11 protein-coding genes are annotated in these 12,846 nt (G+C 42.2%); all 11 read right to left on the bottom strand.

Translation table 11 applies throughout. The annotated features are described in order from the left end of the window. Nucleotides 1–8: 8 nt before the first annotated feature. The 11 genes from G587_RS0100500 to G587_RS0100450 all read right to left on the bottom strand — a co-directional run bounded on the left by G587_RS0100500 (nucleotide 9) and on the right by G587_RS0100450 (nucleotide 12,846). Nucleotides 9–2,579 carry a homocysteine S-methyltransferase family protein gene (locus G587_RS0100500; RefSeq protein ID WP_026490622.1) on the bottom strand — a complete coding sequence of 857 codons (2,571 nt, stop codon included), beginning with the start codon at nucleotides 2,577–2,579 and terminating at the stop codon, nucleotides 9–11. A 29-nt stretch (nucleotides 2,580–2,608) separates the two neighbouring features. Beyond that, nucleotides 2,609–3,694 (bottom strand): acyltransferase family protein, encoded by a 1,086-nt coding sequence (locus tag G587_RS0100495; RefSeq protein WP_026490621.1) that lies wholly within the window; start codon nucleotides 3,692–3,694, stop codon nucleotides 2,609–2,611. A gap of 40 nt (nucleotides 3,695–3,734) precedes the next feature. Continuing rightward, the gene (gene atpC / locus G587_RS0100490; RefSeq protein WP_026490620.1) at nucleotides 3,735–4,160 is read right to left on the bottom strand and encodes an ATP synthase F1 subunit epsilon; all 426 of its coding nucleotides are present in this window, start codon (nucleotides 4,158–4,160) and stop codon (nucleotides 3,735–3,737) included. 40 nt (nucleotides 4,161–4,200) lie between these two features. After that, a complete protein-coding gene (gene atpD, locus G587_RS0100485) occupies nucleotides 4,201–5,610 on the bottom strand; it encodes a F0F1 ATP synthase subunit beta (protein ID WP_026490619.1) in 1,410 nt (469 codons plus the stop codon). Between the two features lie 13 nt (nucleotides 5,611–5,623). After that, nucleotides 5,624–6,556 (bottom strand): ATP synthase F1 subunit gamma, encoded by a 933-nt coding sequence (atpG, locus tag G587_RS0100480; protein ID WP_026490618.1) that lies wholly within the window; start codon nucleotides 6,554–6,556, stop codon nucleotides 5,624–5,626. An 11-nt stretch (nucleotides 6,557–6,567) separates the two neighbouring features. Further along, a complete protein-coding gene (atpA, locus tag G587_RS20770) occupies nucleotides 6,568–8,367 on the bottom strand; it encodes a F0F1 ATP synthase subunit alpha (protein ID WP_035785237.1) in 1,800 nt (599 codons plus the stop codon). 23 nt (nucleotides 8,368–8,390) lie between these two features. Further along, entirely contained in the window at nucleotides 8,391–8,882 is a 492-nt protein-coding gene (locus G587_RS0100470; RefSeq protein ID WP_035785232.1) for an ATP synthase F0 subunit B, read from the bottom strand. A gap of 39 nt (nucleotides 8,883–8,921) precedes the next feature. After that, nucleotides 8,922–9,140 carry an ATP synthase F0 subunit C gene (gene atpE / locus G587_RS0100465; RefSeq protein WP_026490616.1) on the bottom strand — a complete coding sequence of 73 codons (219 nt, stop codon included), beginning with the start codon at nucleotides 9,138–9,140 and terminating at the stop codon, nucleotides 8,922–8,924. Nucleotides 9,141–9,183: 43 nt separating this feature from the next. Continuing rightward, on the bottom strand, nucleotides 9,184–9,867 hold the full coding sequence (locus tag G587_RS0100460) for a F0F1 ATP synthase subunit A (RefSeq protein WP_442855745.1): 684 nt from the start codon (nucleotides 9,865–9,867) through the stop codon (nucleotides 9,184–9,186). Nucleotides 9,868–9,966: 99 nt separating this feature from the next. Continuing rightward, entirely contained in the window at nucleotides 9,967–11,880 is a 1,914-nt protein-coding gene (locus G587_RS0100455) for a substrate-binding and GGDEF domain-containing protein (protein WP_026490614.1), read from the bottom strand. Between the two features lie 54 nt (nucleotides 11,881–11,934). After that, nucleotides 11,935–12,846 (bottom strand): HAD-IIA family hydrolase, encoded by a 912-nt coding sequence (locus G587_RS0100450; protein WP_051200594.1) that lies wholly within the window; start codon nucleotides 12,844–12,846, stop codon nucleotides 11,935–11,937.

Here is a 12,846-nt window from a genome sequence, read left to right as displayed (position 1 = left end):
CAAAAATGTTATGTATTTTCGATAATCTTTCTAACCACCACAACGCAGTTAGCTGCATCGGAGGAATAGCCATCAGCACCTATTTCCCATGCGTAATCCTCGGTTACCACCGCACCGCCTATAAGAATTTTTGCATTGCAGCTTTTCTCTTTTGCAAGCTTAACTACATTCTTCATCTCCTGCATTGTTGTAGTCATAAGTGCAGAGAGACAGATTATCTTTGCATTTTCAGAAAGTGCTGTGTCTACAATCTTCTCACTTGGTACGTCCTTACCAAGGTCAATTACATTAAAGCCATGGTTCTTAAGCATAAGAGCCACAAGGTTTTTACCTATATCGTGGATATCGCCGTGTACAGTGGCAATAACAATGGTGTCCTTATCCTTTGCTCCCTCTTCGTCTCCTTCGTTAAGAAGGGGCTCCAGCCTGGCGATACTGAGCTTCATGGCTTCAGCACTTGCTATAAGCTGAGGAAGGAAGTATTTTCCTTTATCAAAAAGATCACCAACCTCATTTATGGCAGGCATCAGGTATTCATTCAAAATTACCTTAGGCTCGCAGCCTGCAGCTACGGCGTCAAGGGTATCCTTTTCAATGGTACGCTTTGAACCCTTCATTACATCGGTTCTGACCTTATTATAGAACTCCGTTTTTTCATCAACAGGCTCACTGTTACCCTGAGCAGCGTCCTTTGTTTTTTCTTTATTTCCTTCGGCATTTGCCAGAGCACTGCCCGCTGCTGAATTTTCAGCCACAAGCTTTTGTCCCTTGGGAACGCTCACAACCTGGACATTCATGCCATCATATCTGTCCATTCTCTCGATATAGCGAAGATCTGCCTCCTCCTTATGTCTCAATAAGTCAGATGCAAATGCGCTGTTAACAAGAAGCTCCTGGGAGGGATTGCATATAGCCATGGTAAGGCCGTTGGCAATGGCCATGGTCAGAAATGCTGTGTTAATAAAAGCTCTCTGGGGAAGTCCAAAGGATATATTGGAAAGACCGCATATTGTAGCAAGTCCGTTTTCCTTACAGTAGCTTATTGTAGAAAGGGTCTCCAGGGCTGCATTCGGGTTAGCTCCGATTGTAGCAACAAGTCCGTCTACGACTATATCTTCTTTTCTGAGACCATGTGCATAAGCCTTCTCACAAAGAGCATCGATAAACTCATGCTTTTCCTCAAGGCTTCCGGGAAGTCCCTTGGGTCCAACAGGAAGTGCTATAAACATAGCACCGTATTTTTTCGCAAGAGGTAAAAATCTCTCAGCCTTATCCTTTTCCAGTGAGATGGAGTTAATAAGAGCACGGCCCGGGTACTTTCTAAGAGCCATCTCCATGGTGCTCTCATCACTGGTATCTATACATAGAGGAAGTGGAGTCAGAGGAATGATCTCATCGAGAACATCGCTCATCATCTGCTTCTCATCAATTCCGCTCATACCCACATTGACATCAAGAATTGCAGCTCCGTCATCCTCCTGCTGTGATACAAAGTCGCAGACCATATCGAGCTTACCCTCGCGAAGCTCAGCCTGAAGCTTCTTTTTACCTGTAGGGTTTATTCTCTCTCCAACAATCATGAAGGGATCATCAAGCTTAAAGTCAACTGTTTCTCTCTCACTTGTGAGGAAACGCACGCCGTCCTGTCTTCTTGTGAAGGTAGAGCCATCAGGCTTAGAAAGTGTCTTATCAGCATCAAAAGCTGCAGCATACTTATCGTGAATACCTTTGATATAGGAAGGAGTTGTTCCGCAGCATCCTCCGATAATTGAAGCGCCTGCATTTAAGAGCTTCTCCATCTCAGTTACGAAGGTATCACAGTCCATATCGTACTCTGTAGAGCCGTCCTCAGTAACTACAGGAAGTCCTGCATTGGGCTTAGCTATAATCGGAATCGTGGTTACAGAGGCCATATCAGCGATAATATCTACCATATTATCAGGACCTGTTCCACAGTTTGCGCCAACGGCAGCAGCTCCGAGAGATTCCATAACTATGGCAGCAGTCTTTGCATCTGTTCCAAACAGTGTTCTCCCATCACCTTCAAAGGTAAGGGTTACAATAACAGCTATATCAGAGACTTCCTTAGCTGCGATGAGTGCTGCTCTGCACTCCTGAAGACTCATCATGGTTTCTACAACAAGGATATCGCAGCCTGCTTTATCGAGGATCTTTATCTGTTCCTTGTATACCTCGATCAGCTCCTCAAAGTCCAGGTCTCCCATGGGCTTTAGCTGTCTTCCAGTCATGGTGATATCACCTGCTACAAGAGCCTTTGATCCCGCACTTTCTTTTCCAAGCTCCACAAGCTTTGTATTTATCTCTTCAATTCTGTCTTCCAATCCGAAGTTCTTAAGCTTGATCCTGTTACCTGTAAATGTAGGCGCATAGATAATGTCACTACCAGCATCCACATAGCTCTTCTGAAGCTTCTTAATTACTTCAGGGTTCTCCAGGATCCACTCCTCGGTACAGGCACCTGCAGGAAGTCCCTCCTTCATAAGGTTGGTTCCTGTGGCGCCATCCAGAAACATAATCTTTTTTTCTTTGATCAAATCCAAAAATTCTTGTCTAGTCATTTAAATCTCCTGCAAAAACAATATGCTAACTATTTTCTCAAATTCTTATTTGAATTAACAGTGATAAATTTCACCATATAAAGTAGGAGTGATATTAATATTGTAATGATTATCACAAAAATCGGCCGCAAATACATAAAAAGTGTATTTGCGTATGCATCAGGCACTGTCCTGTCGATCACAAAGCCAAAAAAGGAAATTGCAATCACATGAAAGTAATATATATTTGACGAGAGGTTTTCACCTGTAAAGGCCAGATATTTTGCAGGCCTTCCTTTTTCAGCATCAGGTCTCTTTTCATGAGTGCGTTGCTCAGCATTTAATCCGACTATCAAAAGTCCTACTACCAGGAAAAGAGAACCAAAGTAAACCTCAACAGAGCCAAATATCTTATATTCAGCAAATGTGAGAAATACTCCCGTAACAGACAGGGCGCTTCCAAGTGTAAGGGGCTGCTCCAGCTTAAGCGTCACCTCATCCTGCTTCATCCAATAGCCCAGCATCGTAAAGGGAATACCTACAAAGAGCCAGTTTCTTATCACATACCACACGGAAACACTTATTCCAAAAGGTCTTATCGGATAAAACAGCTGCAAAAACTCTCCAAAATATAAGAATAAAATCAGAATAAAGGTAAGTGGCTTTGACAGCGTCTTCATCACAGGAGCAAAAATGTAGCAGAGTCCGTATACATAGATCAGGGCAAACAGATACCACAAATGATCAAACGCGTAGGTAAAGTCATAGATAAACTTGCCGGAATTAAAAAGAATAAGTCTTGAAAACTCAAACAGATTGAATTTTTCATGAAACCAGGCTGCTGCGCCATAGTGCACAGCCATGGCATATATAAAGGAATATACCGTATATACTCCCCATATCTTAAGTGTTATTATGCCTGTCTTTTTCAGCTTTTTTGAAAGGCCCTTTCGAACAAGCGTGATATCATCATTTTTCTTTGCAAGATAAACACCTGCAATAGCAAAAAACATCGGCACACCAAAGCGTGCCAATGCTTCAAATAAATCCCCGATAACAGAGGGAAATTTACAGTGAATAAGAATTACAAGTATACATGCAACTGCTTTAATCTTATCAAATGTCTTATTTCTCATAAGTTATCCTGTCGTTTTTATTTTTTATGAAACAAACAGATCAATCTATACCGTAATCAGCAGAGTTTTTAAGTCTGCTGAGGGCTCTGGCCATGGCAGCCTGAGCGCTGTAGTATTCCTTGATGGAATTGTTTTGTCTCATCTCTTCCTCAGCTCTCTCAAGAGCTCTTTGTGCCCTGCTTCTGTCAATATCCTCAGGTTTTTCACAGGTATCAACAAGCACAATAACTCTATTGTTGGCAATCTGCGCTGAGCCGATTCCCACAATAGCTTCTATTTTATCTCCGATAGCATCTCTGATCGTCATCTTACCATTGTATATGGCAAGCACCATCTCCTCGTGATTGGCAAGGATTGCAAACTCACCGTCAATGCAGGGAAGAATGATCTCAGCAGCCCTATCATCAAAGAATACGCCATTTATTGACATAACCTGTAAGCGAAAGGTCTTTCTATCCTGTGGCACTTCGTATCTCCTTAAATCCTAAAGTGTTAAGCTGTGTGCCTTACTGTTCTCCTGCAGCACTTTCAAGCTTCTTCGCTTTTTCTTTTACTTCTTCAATAGTTCCAACGTTGAAGAATGCGCCTTCCGGATAATCATCCATCTTACCCTCGATGATCATCTTAAAGCCCTTTATGGTTTCCTTAAGAGGAACATAAACACCCTTAACACCTGTAAAGTTCTCAGCTACATGGAAAGGCTGAGACAGGAATCTCTGTATCTTACGAGCGCGGTAAACAGTAAGCTTATCCTCTTCACCAAGCTCATCCATACCGAGAATAGCAATAATATCCTGAAGCTCCTTGTACTTCTGAAGCATCTCCTGAACCTTGGTTGCAACATAGTAATGCTCTTCACCTACAACGTCTGCTTCAAGGATTCTGCTGGAGGATTCCAAAGGATCAACAGCTGGATAAATACCCTGTTCCACGATTTTACGTGAAAGAACCGTTGTAGCATCAAGGTGAGCAAAGGTTGTTGCAGGAGCGGGGTCAGTAAGGTCATCCGCAGGCACATAAACAGCCTGAACAGATGTAACTGAACCAGCCTTGGTAGAAGCAATTCTCTCCTGAAGCTGACCAAGATCAGTTGCCAGTGTAGGCTGATAACCTACGGCTGAAGGCATACGTCCAAGAAGTGATGAAACCTCTGAACCCGCCTGTACAAATCTGAAAATATTATCAATGAAAAGAAGAACGTCCTGTCTTTCTCTGTCTCTGAAATATTCAGCCATGGTAAGTCCGGTCTCGGCAACTCGCATTCTTGCTCCCGGAGGCTCATTCATCTGTCCAAAAACAAGTGCTGTCTTTTCAATAACTCCGGACTCCTTCATCTCTGTCCAGAGATCGTTACCCTCACGGGATCTCTCTCCGACACCTGTGAAAATTGAATATCCGCCGTGCTCTGTTGCGATATTCTGGATAAGCTCCTGAATAAGCACGGTCTTACCAACACCGGCACCTCCGAAAAGACCGATCTTACCACCCTTTGCATAGGGAGCAAGAAGATCGATAACCTTTATACCTGTCTCGAGAATCTCAGCAACAGGGCTCATATCCTCAAGCCTTGGAGGATCTCTGTGAATGGACCAGTGCTTTTCACCCTCAAGGTCAGGGCCACCATCAATGGTGTCACCAAGAACATTAAAAAGTCTACCAAGGTTCTTCCTGCCTACAGGAACACTTATAGGACCACCTGTCTGATAAACTGGCATGTCCTTAGCAAGTCCTTCACTGGCTGTCAGCATAATGCATCTTACGACGTTATCGCCTATATGCTGTGCAACCTCCATGACGCCTTTTTTCTCTCCGACCATAACCTTAAGAGAGTCGCTTATGTAGGGCAAATTACCATTTTCAAATAAAACATCCACTACAGGTCCCATTACCTGCAGGATTTTTCCTTCATTACTCATGTCTGTCCTCTTATTATTTTTTCTGCTTTGCAGCTTTAGTTGCCTTAGCTCTCTTAAGAGCCTTGGCGCCACTGGCAACCTCTGTGATCTCCTGTGTTATGGCAGCCTGCCTCTGCCTGTTGTACTGCTTGGTAAGCTCGCCTATCATTGAGGTTGCATTTTTATTGGCATTATCCATTGCCATCATTCGCGAATTCTGCTCCGAGCAGAAGGTCTCAACCAAAGCACCGTAGATAAAGCCGTTTATAAAGTTAGGCACTATGTTATCCAAAATGGCCTTGGGGCTCGGATCAAAGATGAATTCCTCGTTATAAGCATCGATGATTCTATATTTGTTTCTGGCATTTTCAATGATATCAAGAGGAAGAATCTTCTCAATCTTCACCTCACTTGAAAGAGAATTCTTCATTGAAGTATAGACAACATATACCTCATCAATAACGCCATTTTTATAATCATCAATAAGAATCGATCCTATGTCTCTTGCTCTGTCGAGATTGGGATTCTGCGCAGTATACCTGAAGTTCTCCTCGATCTTTAAGCCAAGGGATGTGAAATAATGTCTTCCGAACTCACCTACAACATACAGCTTGTAGTTTACAAGCAGATTGTTCTCTCTTATGTGCTCTTCAGCAAGTCTTACAACATTATGGTTGAAGGCACCGGCAAGTCCCTTATCTGACGTAAGTACAAGATACCCCTTCGCTCTTGACTTAAAGGGAATATCATCAGTTGTCTTAAGAAAAATATCATCCACATCATCAGGTATATGTCTCGAAACCCTGGCTATCATGGCCTGCAAAGCATAGAAATACGGCTCTGTCTCAGTGAGCTGCTTCTTTGCCTTGCGGAGCTTGTTCGACGAGATCATATACATCGCATTTGTAATTTTCATTGTGTCGCGAATACTTCCGATTCGGTCGCGAATTTCTTTAATATTTGCCACTGAAAATCACCTTAATCTAAAACTAGTTTCTTTCTCTTCTTTTTAAGTTCCTGCTTCAACGCCTCATTGTTGATCTTCTCAAATTCATCTGCGCCTTCCAGAATAGCCTTCTTTGTACCATCTGAAAGATCAAGAGATTTTGATATATCCTCAATGATGTCCTTTTTATTATCAGCAAAATATTTAAGAAGCTTTGTCTTATAGTCCTTAACCTGATTAACAGGTACAAAATCAAGCTTTCCTGCGTTTGCGCATACAAGAAGGATTACCTGTTCATGCATCGCATAGGGCTTTCCGAGGGGCTGCTTTAAGAGCTCCATCAGAACACTTCCGTGACGAAGCTGACTCTTGGTAGTCTCATCAAGATCAGAAGCAAACTGTGTGAATACTGCCATCTCTCTGTACTGAGCAAGGTCAATACGAATACTACCCGCAGCCTTTTTCATAGCCTTGGTCTGTGCCGCACTACCTACACGGGATACAGAAAGTCCTACGTTTACGGCAGGTCTCATACCCTCGAAGAACAGATCTGACTCAAGGAAAATCTGACCGTCTGTAATAGAGATAACGTTAGTAGGAATATATGCGGAAACGTCTCCGGCCTGTGTCTCTATGATAGGAAGCGCTGTTATGGAGCCTCCACCCAGATCACTTGATAATTTACTTGATCTCTCAAGAAGTCTTGAGTGCAGATAGAATACGTCGCCGGGATAAGCCTCACGTCCGGGAGATCTCTCAAGAAGAAGTGATAACGCTCTGTATGCCACAGCATGCTTTGAAAGATCATCATATACGATAAGAACATCCTTACCCATGAGCATGAAATACTCTGCCATAGCTGTTCCTGCGTAAGGCGCGATATACTGAAGCGGCGCACTGTCAGATGCTGTTGAAGCAACAATTATGGAATACTCCATGGCACCTGCTTCTCTTAATGTATTTATAAGCTTCGCAATAGTGCTGGCCTTCTGTCCGATTGCAACATAAACACAGATAACATCCTTACCCTTCTGGTTAAGAATGGCATCCATTGCGATAGATGTCTTACCGGTCTGTCTGTCACCGATGATAAGCTCACGCTGTCCTCTTCCGATAGGGAACATGGTATCGATAGAAAGAATACCTGTCTCCATAGGCTCATTTACAGAGCGTCTCTCAACGATACCGGGAGCGGGCTCCTCAACAGGCCTGTAAACATCTGTCTTAATCTCTTCCTTGCCGTCGATAGGGTTACCGAGGGCATCGATTACTCTTCCAATAAAGGCCTCGCCTACAGGAATACCTGCCTGCTTATAGGTGCGGACACATCTGCTTCCCTGACGGATTCCTTCGTCACCACCAAAGAGGATTACACCGATATGGTCATCTCTGATGTCCTGAACCATACCCTTGGTGCCGTCTTCAAAACGAACGATCTCACCATAAAAAGCGTGATCGATACCAACAACATTGGCAATTCCGTCACCGACCCAGATGGTTCTTCCGACTTCTTTTCCTTCAGCCTTAAGGTCAAAATTATTCACCCTGTCTCTGATAATTGAAACAAGGTTTTCAGCACTGGTATTTTGTCTTTTTTTAGTAAGCTCAATAAGCTCCTTAAGCTGCCTGGTACGACCTTCATCACTCCAGTCATACTCAAAGTTACCGTAGTTTACTACGAAACCACCGCCAACCTTGGGATCATGAACTATTTCAAGCTCAAGATCGGGATTATTGAACTTTTTGGCAAGTGCCTGCTTAATCTGCTCAGCCTGTGAATCTGATGGCGCAACAGAAGAATAGCGAAGCCTTGCAGTATTTTCGTTTATCATAAATATCAAACCTCTGATATCAATTATTCGCTCTTCTCAATAGCCTCAAAGATAAACTTGTTATAAAGCTCCTTATCAGTCTCCTCGTCATGCTTGGAAACTGCAATCTTGTTAGCTGCATGTACAACAAGATCTGTGAGCTCGGATACATAGGCATCCTTCTCGCGCTGAGCTTCAATCTGAGCGTTATGCTTTGCCTCAACAATTATCTGTTCAGCCTTTTCCTTAGCCTCATTGATAATGCGATCATATTCGTCATAACCGTCCTTCTTGGACTTAGAGATCATCTCATCACATTCCTTGCCGGCTTCCTGAAGCTTCTTGGCATAGCTCTCTTTTAAGTCCTCTGTCTCTTTTTCCTTCTTTACAGCCTCATCGGTAGCGTGCTCGATTTCTTCTCTTCTCTTTTGAAGAACAGCATCAACTCTTTTGAATAATAATAATCTGAACACCACGTACAGAATCAGTAAGTTGATCACTGTCCATACAACGTTCATAATGCTGATATTTAACACAGTAAAGTACTCCTCTCAAAAAATATCAGGTAATAAAAATTACTTAGCAAACAGAATCATGATTGAAACAACGAAACCATAAATAGCGGTAGCCTCTGCAAGAGCACATCCGAGAAGCAAAAGCTTCATGATCTTACCGTCTGCCTCAGGCTGACGGGCAACTGCATCAACCGCCTTCGCTGTAGCCACACCGATACCTATACCTGCACCAATACCTGTAAAAGCTGCAATTGCTGCACCGAGTGCTGTTAAATCCATATATATTTTCCTCCTTAAGTGAATTTAAAAATTTCTTTTTTTATTATTCAATGGCCTCTTTTATGTAGAGTGATGTCAGGAATACGAAAACGTATGCCTGGATCAGGCCATCAAAAATATCAAAATATACTGAAAACGCTGCCGGAACAATTACCGGAACTGCCATTTTCAAAAGCTCCATGATTACCGTAGCACCGATTACATTACCAAAAAGTCGCATGCACAATGATAAGGGTCTGATAGCAAGCTCCAGAATATTCATGGGAGTAACAACTGCCATGGGCTGTGAAAAGGATTTAAGCCATTTACCAAAGCCCTTGTGATGAATACCTGCCGCTTCAACAAGTACTATACTCATCAGAGCAAGTCCTGCCGTTACATTGAGATCCATGGTAGCAGGTACCTGCCCCACAAGTCCTACAAGGTTAGATGCACCTATAAATACAAGGACAACTGCCATGAAATCCCTGTACATATAGCCCTCTTCGCCGAGCATTCCTCCCGTTATTCCTCTTAAGCCGTCAACTATAAATTCAGCAACAAGCTGTTTGTTACTAATGTTGTGAACCTTCATGTTACTGGTAAGCCACAAAAGCACTAATGTGAGCACCGCTATAACTCCCCAGGTCACAACAATTGACTTATTAATATCAAAAAAGCCGTTCATAAAGTCAAAGTGTATGAGCACTTTATCCTCTAACAACAGCTCTTTTAAAAGTCCACCAATATCCATAATAGTACCGTCCCCAAAAACAATTAGTATAATTTTCAACAAATATTATTATACTTCCTGGGGACGGTTTTCACAATTGCCAATTACTAAAATTTAAGTTTCCTCGTTATGATGATTCTTTTTCATTTCGTACATTTTCTGGTCACTTTCCGCAAGACAATCCTCTATTCTTGTAGCCTTATCAAGGACTGTCGTGTGCCATCCGATCGAGATACTGAGCTTAAAAGGAAATGCTCCTGAAGCATTTCTTTTCTTCATTCCGCTCTCGATCTTTGCGGCCACATCTTCAGGGGAAGCCTTCTTTGCAGGAAATACCATCAGAAATTCATCCCCGCCTGTTCTTGCGCAAAGACCGCTGTCGGGGCATTTTTTCTTAATTATCTTAGCCGCAGCGGAAATGGCAAGATCACCGGATTCATGTCCAAGCACATCATTTATCTTCTTTAGCCCGTCCAGATCAAGAGTCATGAAAGCTATCTCTTCTCCAGTCTTTATCCACTCTTTTCTGTTCTGGGATACAAACTGATCAAAGCCTCTTCTGTTGCTGAGCTTGGTCATAAAGTCTGTTAGGCTCTTCTGCTTTGACTGCTCAAGAAGATATTTCAGCTCAGATGCCATATAATGCTTATTTATCGCAAGTGATATCTTTAATAAATAATCAAAATAATACTGATCTACAGTATCGTTAAGACTCTGGAACTCAGACACAACAAATCCAATACAGTTATTGCTGTCGTGCAGCAGTGAAAAATATACTGTCCTTGGCTTTTCATTTTCAAATTCATTTATAAGCTGAGCGGTATCCGTTCTGATCTTTCTTGTATTTTCAGGAAGTCTTTTCCCATCTCTGTAGCCAAAAACCTGCTCAACCTCATCTGTGATATCCTCCTTGAAATCTCTTCCTCCGTTTTCATTATCACGGCCGGAAAGGAAAATAAAGAAAGATTTATGCTTGATTACCAGGTTGATATTTTTCTGAATAGTTTCGAGGAGCTCCTCCATGGTATCACAGCCATCAAGTCCAATCTGGAACATAGTCTGATTGTGAGGCTGCCCAAGAAGATGGCTCATCCTCTCATAGTACTGATTAAGCTGATGCTGATAAGGAATCACAACCTCCTCACCATTACAGCCACAGCTCTCCCTGTACATGATCTTGGCAGGTACAGCATTGCCCGACTTTATATACTGCTTGTTAATGAGCTTATCAACAAGCTCTATGGTACGAATATTCATGGCCTCGATATCAACGCTAACCGTAGTAAGCGTCGGATGATATTCAACAGCCTCAGCTATATCATCAACTCCTGTAACAATAAGGTCGCCGGGTATATCAAGCCCGTGTTCTATAGCAGCATTACAAAGCGCTCTGGCCATGTGATCATTAGCGCAGATAATAGCATCCGGAATATGATCAGGATCAGCAAAGAAATATCTGAAGGCTTCTTCACCCTTAAATCTCCACATATCACCATAGAAAATGGAGTTCTCGTAGATAGGAAGCTCTTTATACTTCATTATCTTTTTGTATATTGCGAGTCTCTCATTACTGTCATAATGGTGCGGATATCCTGCCATAAAAGCGATATTTTTGCAATGATGGTAATCAGCAAGATGATTAACCATATTAATGATCGCATCATTGGCATTACTTGTAACACTATAAAAGTCCTTGTATTTTTCCCTGAAGCTGATTACAGGGCAGGTGGCTCTTTTCCTTAGCTCGTTCTCAAGAACCTGTCTTATTGATTCTCTGTCAAAGGTGTCAAATGCCACGATTATGGCATCCATGTACTCGATCGGAGCAAACTTTATCATCTTCTCATTCATCTTGTTGAAATCACTCTCATCATCGATGACTTCGAAGGTCATAAAGAAAATGATGTTATAATCCTTTTTTCTGGCCGCACTCGAAAGAGAATGACAGAACCTCTTCTGAAATCTCACTTCCGAGCAATTGAAAAATACGCCAATATTCTTCTTTCTGTTCTTTGCTCCCCTATCCACTTTAACCCCCATAAGTTAATGTGACCTATAATTTGTACATATATTTTAGAATATTTATAGTATTTTTCCAAGCTCTGCAACGTTATCAAGTGTATAATCCGGTTTCTTTTTCATTTCTGCAATCTCTGCTTCATTACATTCACCGGAAAGCACACAAACAGAAACAGCGCCTGCATTCTGGGCAACAGCTATATCCGTATAAAGCCTGTCACCAACACAGCAAATCTTTTCATTGGGGATCCTCTTCATCTGAGAAATGATATCCACCATTTTTCTGTTGGGTTTACCTATGTATCTGGGCTCTTTTCCTGATGAAGCAGTAAGAAGCGCACATATACTTCCGCAGTCTGGAAGCACCTCTCCCTTAGGCATAGGACATACCCAGTCAGGGTTAGCTGCAATAAACGCCGCATTTTTTCTAAGATAATGAACTGCCAGATCGAGATCTCTGTATACAAGCTCAGTATCAAAGCCCACGCATACAACCGGAAGATTATCTGTTACATCAAGGTATTCCCTGAACTCCTCAGCGCTGCCCATGCCCTTTAATCCATAGTTATTATTTATATAAAAATCGTTATCATCATAGTCCTTAGAGTTAAATACCTTTAGCCCCGCAGCTTTAAGCTCGTTATAGAAGGTTTCTGTTCCCACAACAAAGATTAATCTGTCAGAGCATCTAAGTCTTAAGTATTCGGCAGTTGCCATCCCTGAGGTGTAGATATTTTCCGCCTCGCAGGGAAAGCCCATGCCCTTAAGTCTTGCAACATAATCACTTCCTGACCTGGAGGAATTATTTGTCAGATAGATGTACTTTTTCCCAAGTCTGTCAAGGGTATGTATGAACTCGATCGCCCCGTCAAATACATCATCTCCGAGATAGAGTGTTCCATCCATATCAAGAAGGAAAAGCTCGCAATTTTTAAGTTTATTCAAATCAGTCTGAGCTGATAAAGCCTTATTCAT

This window comes from Butyrivibrio sp. XPD2002 (genome assembly GCF_000423945.1).
Taxonomy (GTDB): Bacteria; Bacillota; Clostridia; order Lachnospirales; family Lachnospiraceae; genus Butyrivibrio.
Note: the sequence above shows the minus strand (reverse complement) of the source record. Positions and strands in the feature narration are given on the sequence as shown.

What these genes read in the sequence shown, in the direction of transcription:
- atpA (WP_035785237.1), bottom strand. Translation starts at nt 8,367, where the DNA reads ATGATAAACGAAAATACTGCAAGGCTTCGCTATTCTTCTGTTGCGCCA.
- G587_RS0100450 (WP_051200594.1), bottom strand. Translation starts at nt 12,846, where the DNA reads ATGAATAAGGCTTTATCAGCTCAGACTGATTTGAATAAACTTAAAAAT.
- G587_RS0100500 (WP_026490622.1), bottom strand. Translation starts at nt 2,579, where the DNA reads ATGACTAGACAAGAATTTTTGGATTTGATCAAAGAAAAAAAGATTATG.
- G587_RS0100495 (WP_026490621.1), bottom strand. Translation starts at nt 3,694, where the DNA reads ATGAGAAATAAGACATTTGATAAGATTAAAGCAGTTGCATGTATACTT.
- atpE (WP_026490616.1), bottom strand. Translation starts at nt 9,140, where the DNA reads ATGGATTTAACAGCACTCGGTGCAGCAATTGCAGCTTTTACAGGTATT.
- atpD (WP_026490619.1), bottom strand. Translation starts at nt 5,610, where the DNA reads ATGAGTAATGAAGGAAAAATCCTGCAGGTAATGGGACCTGTAGTGGAT.